The organism is Paraburkholderia sp. 22099 (assembly GCF_052045835.1).
In the GTDB taxonomy this organism is placed as follows: domain Bacteria; phylum Pseudomonadota; class Gammaproteobacteria; order Burkholderiales; family Burkholderiaceae; genus Paraburkholderia; species Paraburkholderia terricola.
Genome location: NZ_JBQEPU010000020.1, coordinates 49,152 through 67,977 on the forward strand (window position 1 = coordinate 49,152; position 18,826 = coordinate 67,977).

The following is an 18,826-nucleotide window of genomic DNA, read 5'->3' on the forward strand; positions in this document are numbered from 1 at the left end:
TTGTGCGTCCGAGTGGCATGCCTTTGTTGCAACGCGAATCTGACGCGAGGCGGTGCTTTGCGCCTGCCGTCAAGGCATGACGCGCAACGATCTCATGCATTCCGGCCGCGGCGCGGTGATGGCTTGAAACAGGCGCATGCGTGTCGCGCATGAGATGGGCTCTGGAATGACCGCAGCCCGCGCGCTCCGTGCGAACTGCATGCGTAACTGTGAGCGCGCGTGCGTCGGCGCTTTCGCTTTGATCTTCAGTCGACGCTCAAGGCGAGACCGGCGCGGGCACCATCGAGGGCGGCCGATTATCGGTGGGCACCCCGTGATAGTCGGCGGGATCTTGCGGCGGCGGACCGCCGTGACGGCCGGGACCGCTCGCACAGCCGGCGAGGCCAGCGACCAGCAGCAGCACAACCAATGGGACGCGAATCATGGACACCAATCTCTCCCGGAACAGAATGAAGTAGCGGCAGCGAGCGCAAACCAGACGCGCTTGCAACCAGGCGCCGAGAGTCTACCCGCAAAGCCCATTCCCCGGCGCCGCGATAAGCGAGGTACATCCCTGAAAGACGCCTGGACACACCGCGACGGATTTCGGTTTCCCGTATTGCGGCAAGCGCTCTTCGGCTCCCAAATCGCCGGGCGTGACCTACTATTGATGTCACAGGCGCACGTCATAGGAGACTGCCATGGACGCTGAATCGATCGCAGGTCTGGTCGGGCTCGCAATAGGTCTGCTCGTGCTGCTGGCGCTGTCGATTTTCGAATCGCGGGAATACAAGCGCGAGCACCACGGCGAAGGCATGCTGCATCACTGGGTCACCCATCAGCACATGCATATGCCGCACTGGATGCGTCGCCGGCACTGAACAGGGTACTCGCGCTCGTTCGGCCTTTTCGTGGATTCGGTTGACAACGCGGTAGCGACTCCCGGGCCAAGCGGGAACCGCACCCGACGGCGCGGCGCTCGCGCACGTCGATTCTTTTGACCACTACGACGACTGTGTCGCCACGGCTACCGCGCGCCGGCTACGATCGTTATCGGCCCGCCCCGGCTGCAACGCCTTGCATGCACGCCGTCGCCCATCAAACACCGCCCCGAATACAGGCGCCGCGCGCGCAAGTTTTTCCTGCCTGCAGTGACATGAAAACACCGTCGCCCCACAACGCGCACCCACACGCCCGGCGGCTTGCCCTGCCCGCCTTGTTCCCCGATAGGCACGTGCCTTGCTCACTCACACCTGAAGGCGCGCATGCCGCGCGCCGATCGTCCCGGCGTGCATGCGCCGACCATCAGACCATGTGGCCCAGCCTCTGAGGGCCGGACAGGAGAACTCGAATGACCATCGGAACCATACTGCTTATCGTGCTCATCCTTCTGCTGATTGGCGCATTGCCGAGTTGGCCGTACAGCAGCGGTTGGGGCTATGCGCCGACCGGCGTGATCGGCGTCGTCTTGATCATCGTGATCGCATTGCTCGTGATGGGGCGGCTATAGAAGCATGGCCGCGCGCTGCCTTTTCGCGCCGGCGCAATTCGTGATTGACTCTGGCACCCAATGCCAGATAGAATCTCGGATTCGTCGGAGCGTAGCGCAGCCTGGTAGCGCATCTGATTTGGGATCAGAGGGTCGAAGGTTCGAATCCTTTCGCTCCGACCACGAAAAGCAATACGAAACCCGCGTCGCCTCCGGCTTCGCGGGTTTTTGCTTTTGGGCGTTGCATTTGCTAGCGGGCGTTTCACTTAGGAATCGATGAGGGCATCGACTTGCGGACTCACAATGCCGCATGCGACAGTGAGTGAAAACGGGCAAAAACCCGCGCAGCCACCCTGGCCGCCAACCGTAGCAAACCCCAGCAACCAGAATCAAGGAGACATGCATGGACCTGATTCTCTGGCGTCACGCCGAAGCCGAAGACTTTGCCGCCAGCGATCTGTCCCGGGCGCTCACTACCCGGGGCCGCAAGCAGGCGCAAAACGTCGCCAAATGGCTGCGCGCGCGGCTGCCCGACGACGCCGTGGTCCTCGCGAGTCCGGCCGTACGCACCATTCAAACCGCCGAGACGTTGAGCGACCAGTATCGCGTGATGCGCGAACTCGCGCCCAACGCCAGCGCCAATGACGTGCTTGAGGCGGCCGGCTGGCCCAAGGGCATCGCGCAAACGGTGGTGGTGGTCGGCCATCAACCCACGCTCGGCCACGTCGCCGCGCGGCTCGTCGGCGACAGCGAGGCAAGCTGGCCACTGAAAAAAGCCGGCGTATGGTGGATCGCGAGCCGTGAACGCGACGGTGATGAACAGGCCGTGCTGCGCGCCGCGATCAGTCCCGATCTGATCTAGGCAACGCGGCGTTCAAAGCCCGCGCAACAACGCGTGCCGCCAGCGCAAAACCCGCTTGCGAAAGCGCGGCATGGCGAGCCGCAAGCTCCTCATGCTGACGGGCAGTCATCCAATCGTCACGGCTTTGCCATGCGAGCGTCACCGGGCGTTACTACATTGGCGAAAAAAGAATTCTCCCTTTTTTCGACCAGGACGCCCCATGCGAGAACTGCCGACGCCTACCCTGCCCCTCGCTTCGATCTTCGAGTTGCGTCGTCTGCCGCGCGCCGAAGAGACGGTCACCGCCCAGCATCGCCTGCAAGTCACGTGGGCCCGCACGGATGAAGAACTGCGCGAGGCGCAGCGTCTGCGCTACCGCGTTTTCGCCGACGAAATGGGCGCGCGCCTGACGGGCCCCACGGGTCTCGACGTCGATGCATTCGACAACTACTGCGATCATCTGCTGGTGCGCGATCTCGACACGCTGAAAGTGGTCGGCACGTATCGCGCGTTGCCGCCACACCAGGCGGCACGCATCGGGCGCCTGTATGCGGAAAGCGAATTCGACGTGTCGCGTCTCACGCACCTGCGCGCGAAGATGGTCGAAGTGGGCCGCTCATGCGTGCATCCCGACTATCGCAGCGGCTCGGTGATCATGTCGCTATGGGCCGGGCTCGCCGGGTACATGAAACACAACGGCTACGAAACGATGCTCGGCTGCGCGAGCGTCGCGATGGTCGACGGCGGCCACTACGCGGCGAATCTGTATTGCTCGCTGCGCGATAACGCCATGACGGCGCCGGAATATCGCGCGTTCCCGCACACGCCGTTGCCCGTGGACGAATTGCAAACGGGCGCCGATGTCGCGCCGCCGCCGCTCGTGAAGGGTTATCTGCGTCTGGGCGCGAAGATTTGCGGCGCGCCCGCATGGGATCCCGACTTCAACACCGCGGACTTCCTGACGCTGTTCCGTCTGTCCGACATCAATGCGCGTTACGCCCGCCACTTCCTCGGCGATGCGATGCCGCGCTGAGCAGCGGCGATGTTCAAAAGAAAAGCCCGGCAATGACCGGGCTTTTCTCTTTTCACCGACGATGAGACGCGCTTCAATCGTCGGTATAAACCACCCGATACGGGATGCCAACCTTCTCCCATTCCGCGGCTTCCTGGATCAGGCTGTAGTCGGTCAGCGGATTGTTCGCCACCCATTCGTTCGGCAGACGCACCTCATAGCCGCCGTTGGCCTGCGCAACCGCGATATTCGGCAAGCCGACATCCGCACGGCGGCGGCACAACAGCGCCGCGAGCCGCAGACAGAAGAGCAGCGGCCATTCCACTTCACGCGTTTGCGAGAGCTTGCCGAGCTTGCCCGCGTGACCGAGCACGAGCGCGGCGAGCCGCGCCTGGTCGGTGCGTGAAAAACCCGGCATGTCCGCGTTGCTGGCGATATAGGCCGAATGCTTGTGATACGCGCTGTGCGAAATCGATAGCCCGATTTCATGCAGCGCCGCCGCCCAACCGAGGAACATGCGGTTTTCCAGCCGGCGTTCCTCGTCCGGCTCCGCGAACTGGTCGTAAAAGCGCACCGCGAGTTCGCCGATACGCCCGGCCTGCGCACGATCCACGCCATAGCGGCGCATGAAGCCCTCCACCGTGACCGTGCGCATGTCTTCGTGCTGCGAACGGCCCAGCAGGTCGTACAGCACGCCGAGACGCAGTGCGCCGTCTGTCGTATCGACGTAATCGACGCCGAGTTCGTCGAACACCGCGATCATGATCGACAGGCCGCCGGCCAGCACCGGCACGCGATCGCTCTTCAACGCGACGAGCTTCAAACGATTGACGTTCTCCGCCTTGATCAACGCGCGCTTGAGCCGCTCCAGCCCGCCGCGCGAAATGCCGTGGGTGACGCCCGGATCGTTGAAGCCGTTGGCCTCGACCAGTTCGGCCAACGCGCGCGCGGTGCCGGACGAACCGATCGCCTGCTCCCAACCGGTTTTCTTGTATTCGGCGGAAATGATCTGGATTTCGCGGCCCGCGGCGAGTTCGGCCTGGCGCATCGTGTATTCGTCGACATTGCCTGCCGGGAAGAACGTCCGGCTATGGCTCACGCAGCCGATGTACAGGCTCTCCATCTTGATCGGCGTGTAATGCGAACCGATGATGAATTCCGTCGAGCCGCCGCCGATGTCGACCACGAGTCGCTTGCCGGCGCTGGCGGGCACCGAGTGCGCGGCGCCCGCATAGATCAGGCGGGCTTCCTCGCGCCCGGCGATCACCTCGATCGGGAAGCCGAGCGCGGCTTGCGCCTCACCGAGAAATTCGCCCGCGTTCTTGGCGATGCGCAGCGTATTGGTGGCGACCGCGCGAACGTGGTCGGGATGAAAGTCGCGCAGCCGCTCGCCGAACCGCTTGAGCGCGTCCCAGCCGCGCACTTGCGAGGCGCGATCGAGCATCTTGTCGCGCGATAAACCGGCGGCAAGACGCACCGGCTCACGCAATGCGTCGACCTGATAGATCTGGCTGCCCGCGTCGGTTTCCTCGACCCGGCCCACGATCAGACGGAAGCTGTTGGAGCCGAGGTCGACGGCGGCGAGGAGTTGTGGCGTATTGACCATCGGGTAAGCGGACTCCATGCGCGCGAGCGCGGCGGCGGTGGATGCGGAAGACACCGGATGCTCACCCGGCGCTTTGGGCGTCTTGTGGCCGGCCGCGCTGTTCAAAGACGCCATTCTAAGCGTACGGGGCCTCACGATGTCACCTCGCAGCAATGGGGGTGCCCCATGGTCCCATATGCACTGCGTCATATTGACGACACGCGGCGAATACGGCGTAGAATTTATAACATCGAGAATGTCATAACCTTGTCATCATACTGTGAGAATTTCCGAGCGTCTTTTCGCGTCTCTACCTGATCCTCCATTCTCGCTGCCGATGTCCATCCGCTACCCGTTATTGAATCGCGAACTGGGCATTCTGGGTTTCAACGAGCGTGTGTTGGCGCAAGCAGCCGACCCCGCCGTTCCTTTGCTCGAACGCCTGCGCTTCATTTGCATCACCAGTAGCAATCTCGACGAATTTTTCGAAGTCCGCATGGCCGGACTGCAGGAACAGATGCGCGACAACCCCGGCGCGTTGTCGCCGGACGGCATGTCGCTGCAGCACGTCTACGACCTCGTGGTCGAGCGCGCGCAGAAGCTCGTGCATCGCCAATACACCATGCTGCACGATACGGTGCTGACCGCGCTCGAAGCGGAAGGCATCTACTTTCACGGCACCGAAGCATGGAACGAAGCGCAGACCGAATGGGCGCGCGACTATTTCTTCAATGAACTGCTGCCGGTGCTCACGCCGATCGGGCTCGACCCCGCGCACCCGTTTCCGCGTGTGCTCAACAAGAGCCTGAACTTCGTCGTCGAACTCGAAGGCAAGGACGCGTTCGGCCGCCAGGCGATGATGGGCATCGTGCAAGCGCCGCGCGCGCTGCCGCGGCTCGTACGCATGCCGCAGGAACTGTCGGGCTATCCGCATGGTTTCGTGCTGCTCAGTTCGCTGTTGCAGCGCTTTGTCGGCGAGCTGTTTCCGAACCTGGTGGTACGAAGCTGCAATCAGTTTCGCATCACGCGCAATAGCGAACTGTTCGTCGACGAAGACGAGATCACCAATCTGCGCGTCGCGTTGCAGGGCGAATTGCCCGCGCGCCATCTGGGCAATGCGGTGCGGTTGGAAGTGTCGGCGGAAACGCCCGCGCACGTCGTGCGGCGCCTGCTCGACGAGAGCAGCCTCACCACCAAGGATTGCTATTTCGCCGACGGCCCCGTCAATCTCGTTCGGCTCATGCAATTGCCGGAGATGGTGGACCGGCCCGACCTGAAGTTCGTGCCGCACATCCCTTCGATTCCGCCGCAGATCGCCAACAGCACCAGCCTGTTCGACGTGATCGATCAGGGCGACGTGCTGCTGCATCATCCGTATGAGAGCTTTCAGCCGGTGCTGGAACTGCTGTTGCAGGCGGCAAAAGATCCGAACGTGGTGGCGATCAAGCAAACCATCTATCGCACCGGCACCGACTCGCCGCTCATGGACGCGCTGATGCAAGCCGCGCGCAACGGCAAGGAGGTGACGGTGGTGGTCGAACTGCTCGCTCGCTTCGACGAGGAAACCAATATCAACTGGGCGGCGCAGCTCGAAGCGGTGGGCGCGCACGTGGTGTATGGCGTGGTGGGCCACAAGTGCCACGCGAAGATGATGCTGATCGTGCGGCGCGTGTCGGCCGGCGGCAAGACCACGTTGAAGCGCTACGTCCACCTCGGCACCGGCAACTATCATCCGCGCACCGCGCGTCTTTATACCGACTTCGGCCTGATGACCGCCGATCAGAAGATCTGCGAAGACGTGCACCACGTGTTCCAGCAACTGACCGGCATTGGCGGCGAACTGAAGCTGCACGAACTGTGGCAATCGCCGTTCACGCTGCATCCAAAACTCGTTGAATCGATTCGCGCCGAGGCCGAGCATGCGCGCGCCGGCAACAAGGCGCGCATCGTCGCGAAGATGAACGCGCTGCTCGAACCCACCGTGATTGCCGAGCTATACGAAGCGTCACAGGCGGGCGTGAAGATCGATCTGATCGTGCGCGGCGTGTGTTCGTTGCAGCCGGGCGTGCCGGGGCTGTCGGAGAACATCACGGTACGCTCGATCGTCGGGCGCTTTCTCGAACATCATCGTATCTATTACTTCTACGACGGCGGCAAGGAACAGGTTTATCTGTCGAGCGCCGACTGGATGGACCGCAATTTCTTCCGTCGTGTCGAAGTCGCGTTTCCGATCAACAACCGGCGCCTGAAGCGGCGTGTGATCGCCGAAGGTCTGTCGGCGTTTCTCGGCGACAACCAGTCCGCGTGGCTGATGCAAAGCGACGGTCACTATCGGCGTCGCCGGCCGGGAAAATCGTCGCGCAATGCGCAGATGAGTTTGCTGGGGAAGTTCTGCCCGTGAGCTGACGGTCGTGGCGCTCGCTTCGGTGAGCGTGAACCGGCCATACGCGGGCCACACGCGATAAAAAGCCCGCCTTGCGTTCTTGCCAGGCGGGCTTGTCTTTTCAGTCGCTGCGCGCGCCGCTCAAGCCGGCGCCGGTTGCCGGCGTGCCGTGCGATATGTCGGAAAGCGCACGGTGAAGGTACTGCCGCGGCCTTCCTCGCTCTTCACTTCGAGTTGTGCATCGTGCCGTTGCAGCACGTGCTTGACGATCGCGAGGCCCAGGCCCGTGCCGCCCGTGTCGCGTGAGCGGCTGCGATCGACGCGATAGAAGCGCTCGGTCAGCCGCGGAATGTCCGCCGCCGGAATGCCCAAGCCGCTATCGGTGACGGAGAACACCGCGCCGCCGCCGCTCGCCTGCCAGTTCACCCTGATTGCGCCGCCGTCCGGCGTGTAGCGAATCGCATTCGTCACGAGATTGCCGAGCGCGCTGAGGATTTCCGTTTCCACCCCGGTCACGGTGAGGCCCTCGTCCACGTCGAACGCGATCTTGTGATGATCGCTCGACAGGCTTTCCGCATCGTGCTTCAGATGCCGCAGCACCGCGCGCATGTCGATCATCTGATCGCTCGGCGGCTTGTTGTCGCCCTCGAGCTTGGCGAGCACCAGCAGATCGTTGACGATATGGCGCATGCGCGAGGCCTGCTGCTCCATCAGTTCCAGATAACGCCCGCGTTCGGCTTCGTTCAGCGGCAATTCGCGCATCGTCTCGAGGAAACCGGAGAGCACCGTGAGCGGCGTCTTCAGTTCATGCGAGACGTTGGCGACGAAGTCGCGCCGCATGGCGTCGGTGCGCTCCAGTTCGGTGATGTCTTGCGACAGCACCAGCTTGCGGTTTTCGCCGTAGGGAAACACCTGCACCGACAGCACGTTCTGGCGCTTGTCGCCCATGCCGCGCATGATCAGCATTTCTTCGTAGCGATGCGAATTCAGGTAGCGGACGAAATCGGGCTGACGCACCAGATGCGTGATGTGCTGACGCAGATCGCGCTTCGCGTCGAGACCGAAATGCAGTTCGGAGATGGCGTTGCACCATTCGATCTGGTCGTGATCGTCGAGCATCGCGACACCGTTCGGCGACGCCTGGATCGCCTGGATGAAACGCGAATGCTGCTGCTCGACCTGGCGCACCTGAGCGTGCCAGCGCTTCGCGAGCTTATGCAGACGGTAGTAGATTTCGCCCCAGATGCCGGGGGCGCTCGGCACCTCGCCGTAAACCGGCGCGTCGAGCAGGCGCCAGAGCTGCTGCTTGTGGAAAGTGCTGAAGAAGCTCTGCGCGAGCAGCAAGACGATCGCGAGGACGAGTGCCGCCTTGACGCTCACGAGCGCGCCGACCACCACGCACAGAACAGCCAGCAGCACGACCGACACGATGGAGCGCGCCCAGATGATGTTCATGGTCTAGCGATCGAGAGGAAGGACGTATGCGCCGGGGCGGCGAGCTCAGGCGCTCTTCGCAAGCCGGTAGCCGCTGCCGCGCACCGTCTCGATCATAGCATCGCACCCGGCCGGCTTGAGCGCCGCGCGCAGGCGCTTGATGTGCACGTCCACCGTGCGTTCCTCGACGAATACATGATCGCCCCACACCTGATCGAGCAGTTGCGTGCGGCTATGCACGCGCTCCGGATGCGTCATGAAGAAGTGCAGCAGACGGAATTCGGTCGGACCGAGGTCGAGCTTGATCTCGCTGCCTTCCGCATGCGCGGCCACGCGATGCGTCGCCGGATCGAGCTTCAGGCCGTTGATCGCGACCACGTCCTCGGTAAGCTGCGGCGCGCGGCGGCGCAGCACCGCCTTGATGCGCGCCATCAGTTCCTTGGGCGAGAACGGCTTGGTGACGTAGTCGTCCGCGCCGATTTCGAGGCCGAGCACCTTGTCCTGCTCATCCCCACGCGCGGTCAGCATGATGATCGGAATGTGCCTGGTCCGCTCGTTGCTGCGTAGGTCGCGCGCGAACGCAATGCCGGACTTGCCCGGCAGCATCCAGTCGAGCAGGACGAGATCGGGCAACACGTCGCTGATCAGGTTTTGCGCCTGCTCCGCGTTGTACGCGCGAATCGGGCAGTGTCCGGCGTGTTGAAGATTCACCGAAATCAGTTCGGAAATGGCGGGCTCATCTTCAATGACGAGAATGCTGCTGGGCATCGGCACCTCTGGTCCTTATCTCTGGATTAACTGAGCGCTTCGCGTTCGAGCGCGTCGCGCGACTTGTGGCGCACGTCGGTGCCCTTCACGATGTAGATGATGAATTCGGCGATGTTCTTCGAGTGGTCGCCGATCCGTTCGATCGCCTTGGCGATGAACAGAAAATCGAGGCCCACCGAAATCGAACGCGGATCTTCGGTCATGTACGAAATCAGCTTGCGAACGAACGCGCGGAATTCCTCGTCGATCGCCTTGTCGTCGCGCACGATCTGCGCGGCGGCCACCGTGTCGAGACGCGCGAACGCGTCCAGCGCGCGGCGCAGAATCGACACCGCCATTTCGCCCGACAGTTTGATCTCGGCGATATTGATGGTGCGCGACGCGCCGTCTTCCATCAACCGCTTGGTGCGCTTGGCGATTTTTTCGGCTTCGTCGCCGGCGCGTTCGAGATTCGTGATGGTCTTGGAAATCGCGATCAACAGGCGCAGGTCGCGCGCGGCCGGCTGGCGGCGCGCGATGATGTTGCTGCACTCCTCGTCGATTTCAATTTCCATCGTGTTCAGGCGCTCTTCGGCGGCGATCACCTGTTCGGCGATGTCGAGATCGAATTCGTTGAGCGCCCGCATGGCGTTGACGATCTGCGATTCGACGAGGCCGCCCATTTCGAGCACCTTCGAGGAAACCAGATTCAGGTCGGCGTCGAACTGGCTGGACAGGTGTTTATCGGACATGTCGTACTCCGTTATTGTGCTCGGCGGCTTAGCCGAAGCGGCCAGTGATGTAATCCTCGGTTTCCTTGCGGACCGGCTTGATGAAGATCTTTTCGGTGTCGCCGAACTCGATCAGTTCGCCAAGGTACATATAGGCAGTGTAGTCCGAACAGCGGGCCGCCTGTTGCATGTTGTGCGTGACGATCACCACCGTGTAATCGCTCTTCAGTTCGGCGATCAATTCCTCGATACGGCCCGTCGAAATCGGGTCCAGCGCGGAGCACGGTTCGTCGAGCAACAGCACTTCGGGACGGATCGCGATACCGCGCGCGATGCACAAACGCTGCTGCTGACCGCCCGACAACCCATAGCCGCTCTGGCCGAGCTTGTCCTTCACTTCGTTCCACAGCGCGGCCTTGGTCAGCGCCCATTCCACGCGGTCGTCCATCTCCGAGCGCGGCAGCGTTTCGAACATCTTCACGCCGAACGCGATGTTGTCGTAGATCGACATCGGGAACGGCGTCGGCTTCTGGAACACCATGCCGATCCGCGCGCGCAGCAGCGAGATATCGCGCTTCGAGGTCAGCAGATTCTCGCCGTCCATCAGGATCTCGCCTTCGGCGCGTTGCTCCGGATAGAGCGCATACATCTTGTTGAAGGTGCGCAACAAGGTCGACTTGCCGCAACCCGACGGGCCGATGAACGCGGTCACCTTGCCTTCGGGAATCCGCAGGTTGATGTTCTTCAGCGCGTGATACTTGCCGTAGAAGAAGTTGAGGTCGTTGACCTCGATCTTCGGGCGCGACTGAGCTTGCGCCTGACCGCTCTGGGCGGGATCGAAACCGGCGGGCGCGGTCGGGCGCGAAATCGGATTGAGTTGAGTTTCTGCCATATTCATCGGATTACACTCCGCCCTTACTTGTTCGAGAAGATCGTGCGCGCGAGGATGTTCAATCCCAGCACCGCGAGCGTGATCAGGAAGACGCCGGCCCACGCGAGTGATTGCCACTGCGCGAACGGGCTCATCGCAAACTTGTAGATCGTGACCGGCAGATTCGCGACCGGCTGGCCCATGTCGAGCGAGAAGAACTGGTTCGACAGCGCCGTGAAAAGCAGCGGCGCGGTTTCGCCGGCGATGCGCGCGATCGCGAGCAGCACGCCGGTGACGATACCGGCGACCGACGCCTTCAGCGTGATCGACAGCACCATCTTCCATTTCGGCGTGCCGAGCGCGAAAGCGGCTTCACGCAGCGCGTTCGGCACCAGCTTCAGCATGTTTTCGGTCGTGCGGATCACGATCGGAATCTGCAGCAAGGCGAGCGCGAACACGCCGGCCCAGCCGCTGAAGTGGCCCATCTTCGCGACCACGAGTGCGTAGACGAACAGACCCACGACGATCGACGGCGCCGACAACAGAATGTCGTTGATGAAACGCGTGACGCTGGCGAGCCAGCCTTTCTGCCCGTATTCAGCGAGATAGACGCCCGCCAGGATGCCGATCGGCGTGCCGACGAAGGTCGCGAGGACAACCAGCATCACGCTGCCGACGATCGCATTGGCGAGCCCGCCGCCATCGGTGTTCGGCGGCGGCGTCGATTGCGTGAACAGTTCGACCGACAAACCGCCGATGCCGAGGCGCAACGTCGTATAGAGAATCCACACGAGCCACAACAAGCCGAACGCCATCGCCGCGAGCGACAGCGTCAGCGCGACCGCGTTCTTCATGCGGCGGCGGCCTTGCAGGCGCACGCGCATGGCTTCGAGCGCGACGGCGTCGTTCGAGCCGGGCATATTCAGACTGGACTGGCTCATTTCGCGCCCTCCCCTTTCTCGAGGCGAAGCAGCATCATTTTCGAAATCGCCAGCACGATGAAGGTGATCACGAACAGGATCAGGCCGAGCTCCATCAGCGCCGAGGTATGCAGGCCAGGATCGGCTTCGGCGAATTCATTGGCGAGCGCCGAGGTAATACTGTTGCCCGGCGAAAACAGCGAGACGTTGTCGAGCAGATTGGTGTTGCCGATCACGAAGGTGACCGCCATCGTCTCGCCGAGCGCGCGGCCGAGGCCGAGCATCACCCCGCCGATCACGCCGCTCTTGGTGAAAGGCAGCACGATCTTCCACATCACTTCCCACGTCGTGCAGCCGATGCCGTACGCCGATTCCTTCAGCAGCACCGGCGTGACTTCGAACACGTCGCGCATCACCGAGGCGATGTACGGAATGATCATGATCGCGAGAATCACGCCCGCGCACAGAATGCCGATGCCGATCGGCGCGCCCTGAAACAACGCGCCCACCACCGGAATACCGCCGAGCACCGCGCCGAGCGGCTTCTCGAACCACGTCGCGAAGATCGGCGCGAACACCAGCAGGCCCCACATGCCGTACACGATCGACGGAATCGCGGCGAGCAGTTCGATTGCGATGCCGAGCGGCCGGCGCAGCCACGCGGGCGCGAGTTCGGTGAGGAAAAGCGCGATGCCGAAGCTGACCGGCACCGCGATGATGAGTGCAATGAGCGAGGTCGCGACCGTGCCGTAGATGGGCACCAGTGCGCCGAATTGCTTGCTGGGTGGATCCCATTCGGCGGTCCACAGGAAGGCGAGGCCGAACTGCTTGATCGAGGGCAACGAGGCGACGATCAGCGAAACGATGATGCCGCCGAGCAGCAGCAACGTGACGATGGCCGCAAGGCGTGCGAGGCCGCCGAAAATGATATCGCCGGCGCGGCTGGGCGCTTTCTGCTGCGACGCGCTGCCGGGCGGGGTCGAACGCGACGAGCCGGACGCTAAATGGATATCGGACATGAGAGCCTGATGGATCTGTTTCCAGTTGCCGTACGACACTTGTCGCGCGGCGATGTTGCCGGTCAATGCCGTTGGCCGTCCTCGCGCGAGGACGGCCAACGTGTTACGCGATGCGACTGCCTACCGCTTTAATTACTCCGCGAGCGGCTTGCCCGCGGCGTCCTTCACCTTCGACTTCCACTGCGTGCGGATTTCCGATACCACCGACTCCGGCAGCGAGATGTAGTCCAGATCGTTGGCGGCTTGCGTGCCGTTCTTGAATGCCCAGTCGAAGAACTTCAGCGTTTCGGAGCCTTGCGGCGCCTTTTCCTGCGTCGTGTGAACCAGCACGAACGTCGCGCCGACGATCGGCCATGCGTTCTTGCCCGGCTCGTTCGTCAGGATCTGGTAGAACGACTTCGACCAGTCCGCGCCCGCTGCCGCTGCCTTGAAGGTTTCCGTCTTCGGCTCGACGACCGTGCCCGTCGAATTCTTCAGTGCGACATACGTCATGTGGTTCTGCTTGGCATACGCCCATTCCACATAGCCGATTGCGCCCGGCAGACGTTGCACGAAGGCGGCGACGCCGTCGTTGCCCTTGCCGCCCGTGCCCGTCGGCCAGTTGACCGTCGAACCTTCACCGACCTTCGACTTCCAGTCGGCGTTGACCTTCGACAGATAGTTCGTCCAGATGAAGCTGGTGCCCGAACCGTCGGCGCGGCGCACCACGGCGATGTCGGTATCCGGCAGCTTGACCTTCGGGTTCAGCGCGACGATCGCCGGGTCGTTCCACTTCTTGATCTTGCCCAGGTAGATGTCGCCGAGCACTTCGCCCGACAGCGTCAGTTCAGCCGGCTTCACGCCCGGCACGTTGACGACCGGCACCACGCCGCCCACCACCGTCGGGAACTGGAACAGGCCTTCCTTGGCGAGTTCTTCGTCCTTCAGCGGAGCGTCCGAACCGGCGAAGTCGACGGTCTTCGCGACGATCTGCTTCACGCCGCCCGACGAACCGATGCCCTGGTAGTTAACCTTACCGCCGCCGGACTTCTGGTAGGCGTCGGCCCATTTCGTGTAAATCGGTGCTGCGAAGGTGCTGCCCGCGCCGGTGATGTCTGCGGCTTGCGCTGCGATCGCGAAAAGCGCGCCAGCGACGCCAGCGAACACGGTTTGCATCAATTTCATGAGACCTCCAAGGTGTGAGCGGTGTGAGCGAGTAACACGAACACCGCGAAGCTTAGGGTCTCTTTGTGACAGTAACGTGACCGACCGTGAAACTCGCGTGACAGTCTGTTTACGGATGTGAAAGGCGTTTTGTTCGGTGAAAGCGCCGGTTTTGCGTCGCTCTACAGATTAGGCGAAAAAGATGGGGCGCGAACGTTTGCGTGTGCGCGGGAGGGGATTTTTAGGTGGCGGTGGGCGTTGGGACGATCCGAGCATCGTCCCAACGCCGTGCAGGAAACCGTGGTTCAGGCGGTCGCTTCCTTGACCGCGCCGGCGATCGATTCAGCATGCAGCAGCGCGTCGTCGACCTTTTCGGCTTCGACCATCACGCGCAGCACGGGCTCGGTGCCCGAGGCGCGGATCAGCACGCGCCCACGGCCATTCAGCGCGCCCTCGGCCGTGCTGATGGCGCGGCGGATCGCGTCGCTGCCCTTCCAGTCGGCGCCAGGCTTCATCCGCACGTTGATCAGCTTCTGCGGAAACAGCGTGACGCCGTCGAGCAGCTCGGCGAGCGTCTTGCCGCTGCGCTTCATGGCCGCCAGCACGAGGAGCGCCGAGACGATGCCGTCCCCGGTGGAATGGCGGTCGAGCGAGAGAATATGGCCGGAGCCTTCGGCTCCGAGTTGCCAGCCGTGTTCACGCAACTGCTCCAGCACGTAGCGGTCGCCCACCGCCGCGCGCACGAATTTCACGCCGGCTTTTTGCAGCGCGACTTCGACAGCCATGTTGGTCATCAAGGTGCCGACCGCGCCTTCCACGTTGCCGTCGGTGGCGATGCGGTCCTTGACCAGCACGTACAGCAGTTCGTCGCCGTTATACAGGCGGCCGGCGGCGTCCACGACCTGCAGACGGTCGGCGTCGCCGTCGAGCGCGATGCCGAGATCCGCGTGGTTGGCTCGCACCGCGCGCATCAGCGCGTCGGGCGCGGTCGCGCCGACGCCGTCGTTGATGTTGAAGCCATTCGGCGCGACGCCGATCGGGATCACGTCGGCGCCGAGTTCGTGGAAGACATGCGGCGCGACGTCATACGCGGCGCCGTGCGCGCAATCCACCACCAGCTTCAGGCCGCGCAGATCGAACGCAGCCGGAAACGTGCTCTTGCAAAACTCGATGTAGCGGCCGGCCGCGTCGTCGAGACGCCGTGCCTTGCCGAGCTGCTCGGAGGCTGCGCACGCGAGCGGCAGGTCCAGTTGCTCCTCGATTTGCGCTTCCACTTCGTCGGGCAGCTTGTTGCCGTCGGCGGAGAAGAATTTGATGCCGTTGTCGTAGTACGGATTGTGCGACGCGCTGATCACCACGCCCGCGGCGAGCCGCAGCGCACGCGTCAGATACGCAATGCCCGGAGTGGGCATTGGGCCGGCCAGCATCACATCGACACCGGCCGCGGAAAAACCCGCTTCAAGCGCGGCCTCGAGCATGTAACCCGACACGCGGGTGTCCTTGCCGATCAGCACCGTGGGCCTCGCGCCCGTTCTCGCCCAGCGGTCCGCGCCCGCCAGCACTTTGCCGGCGGCATAGCCGAGCCGCAAAACAAACTCCGGTGTAATGGGCCCTTCGCCGACCTTGCCCCGAATTCCGTCCGTGCCGAAAAAACGACGTGCCATATTTTATTTTCCTCCTTCCTTGCGTTCAGCCGCGCGTGCGGCCGTGATTCGCTGCGTCGCGCATGGCCGTCCATACTTTCAATGCATCCACTGTTTGCGCGACGTCATGCACGCGCACAATCGCGGCGCCCCGCCCGGCTGCGCATACCGCCGCGGCGACGCTGCCCGCGATGCGCTCGGGCGCCGGGCGCCCGACCACCGCACCGATCATCGACTTGCGCGACATGCCCGCGAGAATCGGATACGGCGGCTCTGCTCGGGGCGCCGTATCCGGCAGATGCGCGAGTAGCGCGTAATTATGCTCGAGCACCGCCTTGCCGAAACCGAAACCCGGATCGACGCTGATGCGCGCACGAGCGATGCCTGACTGCTTGAGAGCCGCGACCCGTTCCTCCAGAAACTGCCGGACCTCGCTGACCACATCGACATAAACAGGTTCGCCGCGTTGCATGGTCTGCGGTTCGCCGAGCATGTGCATCACGCACAAACCGCATTCGCTATCGCGCACCGCCTCGATCGCGCCGGGCATCCGGAAACCCCAGACGTCGTTGATGAGATCCGCGCCCGCGCTCAAAGCCTGGCGCATCACTTCCGGCTTATAGGTATCGACCGACAACGGCACATTCGCGCCGCGCAACTGTTCGACGAGTGGGATCACGCGCTCCAGTTCCTCGTCGAGCGATACCGGCGGCGCGCCGGGACGCGTGGACTCACCGCCGATGTCGATGATGTCCGCGCCGTCGAGCAGCATGCGCTCGGCCTGGCGCAGCGCATCGCCGCGCATCACGTATTGGCCGCCGTCGGAGAAGGAGTCGGGCGTGACGTTCAGGATGCCCATGACCAACGGGCGTTCAAAGGTCAGCTTGAAGCGGCCGCATTGAAGGGGCTCGGGAATGGGAAAAGAGAGAAAGTCGACTTTCGACACGTGGCAGCGCTTCATATAAAACGGATAAATGCAAAACGGGCCGGTGTGAAACACACCGGCCCGCACTTTCTACTGGTCGCCTATCAGGCCGGCGCGGTAGCGCTGCCCGGCTTGACCTCGGTGCCCGGGCTGCCGCCCGACGAGGCGTCGCTTGCCGGCGGCGGCGAACTCTTCGGCGAACGCGGCGGACGTCCGGCCATGATGTCGTTGATCTGATCGGCGTCGATCGTCTCCCACTCCATCAGGGCGGCGGTCATCGCTTCGACCTTGTCGCGGTTCTCTTCCAGCAGGCGCTTCGCAAGGTTGTACTGCTCGTCAAGCACGCGACGAATTTCCGCGTCGACCTTTTGTTGCGTCGCTTCTGAAATGGTACGCGTGAACCCGCGGCCAAACGGCGTTGCGTCGTTTTCGTCGTCGACGTAGACCATCGGTCCCAGCGCGTCCGTCATGCCGAAGCGAGCCACCATGGCGCGCGCGGTTTGCGTCGCCTTGTTGAAGTCGTCCGACGCGCCGGTGCTGATCAGGTTCAGGAACAATTCCTCGGCGACACGGCCACCGAACAGGATCGCGAGACGGTCGAGCAGGTAGTCCTTCGAATACGTTTCGTTGTCGTGCTCCGGCAATTGCCACGTCACACCGAGGGCGCGGCCGCGAGGGATGATCGTGACCTTGTGCACCGGATCAGCCTTCGGCAACAGCTTGGCGATCACCGCATGACCCGACTCGTGATACGCGGTGGCGCGCTTCGATTCCTCGCGGATCACGGCCGACTTGCGCTCCGGACCCATGAAGATCTTGTCCTTCGCGTCCTCGAAGTCCGTCATCTCCACGATGCGCTTGCCGCGGCGAGCCGCGAACAGCGCCGCCTCGTTCACGAGGTTCGCCAGATCGGCGCCCGAGAAGCCCGGCGTGCCGCGAGCGATGACCGCCGCGTCGACGTCGTTCGAGATCGGCACCTTGCGCAGGTGAACCTTCATGATGTGTTCGCGGCCGCGGATGTCCGGCAGACCGACATACACCTGACGATCGAAACGGCCCGGACGCAGCAGCGCCTTGTCGAGCACGTCCGAACGGTTCGTTGCGGCGATCACGATCACGCCCGAGTTCGCCTCGAAGCCGTCCATCTCGACCAGCATCTGGTTCAGCGTCTGCTCACGTTCGTCGTTACCGCCGCCCATGCCGGCGCCGCGATGACGGCCGACCGCGTCGATTTCGTCGATGAACACGATACACGGCGCGTGCTTCTTGGCCTGCTCGAACATGTCGCGCACGCGAGCCGCGCCGACGCCGACGAACATTTCAACGAAGTCCGAACCCGAGATGCTGAAAAACGGCACCTTCGCCTCGCCGGCGATGGCGCGCGCGAGCAGCGTCTTGCCGGTTCCCGGCGGGCCGACCAGCAGCACGCCGCGCGGAATGCGCCCACCCAGCTTCTGGAACTTCTGCGGGTCGCGCAGGAAGTCGACCAGTTCGGAGACTTCTTCCTTGGCTTCGTCGCAACCGGCGACGTCGGTGAAATTGATCGCGTTGTTATTTTCGTCGATCAGACGCGCACGGGATTTGCCGAACGAGAACGCACCGCCTTTCCCGCCCCCCTGCATCTGTCGCATCATGTAGAACCAGAAACCGATGATCAGAATCGTCGGCCCGAGGTAGTACAGCGCCGACACCAGCGCATTAGGTTCGTCGTCAGCCTTGCCGCTCACCTGAACGCCATACTTCATCAGATCGCCGACCATCCAGATGTCGCCCGGCGACACGATCTGGTACTTCTGGCCGTCTGCTGGAGTGACCGTGAGGTTCCGCCCCTGGACAATGACGTTCTTGACTTTGCCGTTCTTCGCGTCGTCCATGAACTGCGAATAGGAAACGCCTTCCTGGACACGGGGCTTGTCGAACTGCTTGAACACCGTAAACAGCACCAGTGCGATAACCAGCCACACTGCTGCCTTCGAAAACATATTGTTGTTCAAAGCACCACTCCTTCACTTAGACGGGCGCCTACACTTGCCTTGCGGCACCACGAAAGCATTCTAATCCAGTCCGCAGACCCCTGCCATAAGGTTTCACTACCACAGAAATA

General features: G+C 63.0%; 17 protein-coding genes and 1 tRNA gene. 6 read left to right on the top strand and 12 right to left on the bottom strand.

The genetic code is table 11. The features are described 5' to 3' along the window. Positions 1-256: 256 nt before the first annotated feature. Entirely contained in the window at positions 257-430 is a 174-nt protein-coding gene (locus ACTJLC_RS19650) for a hypothetical protein (RefSeq protein WP_159442590.1), read from the bottom strand. Positions 431-680: 250 nt separating this feature from the next. Between ACTJLC_RS19650 and ACTJLC_RS19655 the strand changes: the two genes are divergently transcribed. The 5 genes from ACTJLC_RS19655 (at position 681) to ACTJLC_RS19675 (ending at position 3,342) form a co-directional block, all read left to right on the top strand. Further along, positions 681-860 (top strand): hypothetical protein, encoded by a 180-nt coding sequence (locus ACTJLC_RS19655; protein WP_073431204.1) that lies wholly within the window; start codon positions 681-683, stop codon positions 858-860. Positions 861-1,330: 470 nt separating this feature from the next. Further along, positions 1,331-1,489, top strand: a complete 159-nt coding sequence (locus ACTJLC_RS19660; RefSeq protein ID WP_073431203.1) for a DUF3309 family protein — start codon at positions 1,331-1,333, stop codon at positions 1,487-1,489. A gap of 85 nt (positions 1,490-1,574) precedes the next feature. Then, positions 1,575-1,651 (top strand) — tRNA-Pro (locus ACTJLC_RS19665). A 220-nt stretch (positions 1,652-1,871) separates the two neighbouring features. Beyond that, positions 1,872-2,330, top strand: a complete 459-nt coding sequence (gene sixA, locus ACTJLC_RS19670; RefSeq protein ID WP_073431202.1) for a phosphohistidine phosphatase SixA — start codon at positions 1,872-1,874, stop codon at positions 2,328-2,330. 199 nt (positions 2,331-2,529) lie between these two features. Next, positions 2,530-3,342 (top strand): GNAT family N-acetyltransferase, encoded by an 813-nt coding sequence (locus ACTJLC_RS19675; RefSeq protein ID WP_073431201.1) that lies wholly within the window; start codon positions 2,530-2,532, stop codon positions 3,340-3,342. 73 nt (positions 3,343-3,415) lie between these two features. Here the strand turns inward: ACTJLC_RS19675 and ppx are convergent, their stop codons facing one another. Beyond that, positions 3,416-5,041, bottom strand: a complete 1,626-nt coding sequence (gene ppx, locus ACTJLC_RS19680) for an exopolyphosphatase (RefSeq protein WP_073431200.1) — start codon at positions 5,039-5,041, stop codon at positions 3,416-3,418. Between the two features lie 202 nt (positions 5,042-5,243). Between ppx and ppk1 the strand changes: the two genes are divergently transcribed. Then, on the top strand, positions 5,244-7,307 hold the full coding sequence (ppk1, locus tag ACTJLC_RS19685) for a polyphosphate kinase 1 (RefSeq protein ID WP_083086618.1): 2,064 nt from the start codon (positions 5,244-5,246) through the stop codon (positions 7,305-7,307). 123 nt (positions 7,308-7,430) lie between these two features. On the opposite strand, the gene phoR is transcribed toward ppk1, so the two are convergent. The 10 genes from phoR to ftsH form a co-directional block, all read right to left on the bottom strand. Continuing rightward, positions 7,431-8,744, bottom strand: coding sequence for a phosphate regulon sensor histidine kinase PhoR (phoR, locus tag ACTJLC_RS19690; protein WP_073431198.1), 1,314 nt, complete (start codon positions 8,742-8,744; stop codon positions 7,431-7,433). Positions 8,745-8,789: 45 nt separating this feature from the next. Continuing rightward, entirely contained in the window at positions 8,790-9,491 is a 702-nt protein-coding gene (gene phoB, locus ACTJLC_RS19695) for a phosphate regulon transcriptional regulator PhoB (protein WP_073431197.1), read from the bottom strand. A gap of 26 nt (positions 9,492-9,517) precedes the next feature. Beyond that, positions 9,518-10,222: a phosphate signaling complex protein PhoU gene (gene phoU, locus ACTJLC_RS19700; RefSeq protein WP_073431196.1), complete on the bottom strand. Its 705-nt coding sequence runs from the start codon at positions 10,220-10,222 to the stop codon at positions 9,518-9,520. 28 nt (positions 10,223-10,250) lie between these two features. Then, positions 10,251-11,099, bottom strand: coding sequence for a phosphate ABC transporter ATP-binding protein PstB (gene pstB / locus ACTJLC_RS19705; RefSeq protein ID WP_073431195.1), 849 nt, complete (start codon positions 11,097-11,099; stop codon positions 10,251-10,253). Between the two features lie 17 nt (positions 11,100-11,116). Further along, complete coding sequence (pstA, locus tag ACTJLC_RS19710; RefSeq protein ID WP_073431194.1) at positions 11,117-12,013, bottom strand: phosphate ABC transporter permease PstA; 897 nt, start codon at positions 12,011-12,013, stop codon at positions 11,117-11,119. Continuing rightward, on the bottom strand, positions 12,010-13,011 hold the full coding sequence (gene pstC, locus ACTJLC_RS19715; RefSeq protein WP_073431228.1) for a phosphate ABC transporter permease PstC: 1,002 nt from the start codon (positions 13,009-13,011) through the stop codon (positions 12,010-12,012). The genes pstA and pstC overlap by 4 nt, the downstream gene beginning before the upstream one ends. A 132-nt stretch (positions 13,012-13,143) precedes the next feature. After that, a complete protein-coding gene (gene pstS / locus ACTJLC_RS19720) occupies positions 13,144-14,175 on the bottom strand; it encodes a phosphate ABC transporter substrate-binding protein PstS (protein WP_073431193.1) in 1,032 nt (343 codons plus the stop codon). 284 nt (positions 14,176-14,459) lie between these two features. Then, entirely contained in the window at positions 14,460-15,818 is a 1,359-nt protein-coding gene (gene glmM, locus ACTJLC_RS19725) for a phosphoglucosamine mutase (protein WP_073431192.1), read from the bottom strand. A 25-nt stretch (positions 15,819-15,843) separates the two neighbouring features. Beyond that, positions 15,844-16,743 carry a dihydropteroate synthase gene (gene folP, locus ACTJLC_RS19730; RefSeq protein ID WP_073431226.1) on the bottom strand — a complete coding sequence of 300 codons (900 nt, stop codon included), beginning with the start codon at positions 16,741-16,743 and terminating at the stop codon, positions 15,844-15,846. Positions 16,744-16,826: 83 nt separating this feature from the next. Beyond that, positions 16,827-18,716, bottom strand: coding sequence for an ATP-dependent zinc metalloprotease FtsH (gene ftsH / locus ACTJLC_RS19735; protein ID WP_073431191.1), 1,890 nt, complete (start codon positions 18,714-18,716; stop codon positions 16,827-16,829). Between the last annotated feature and the right edge of the window lie 110 nt (positions 18,717-18,826).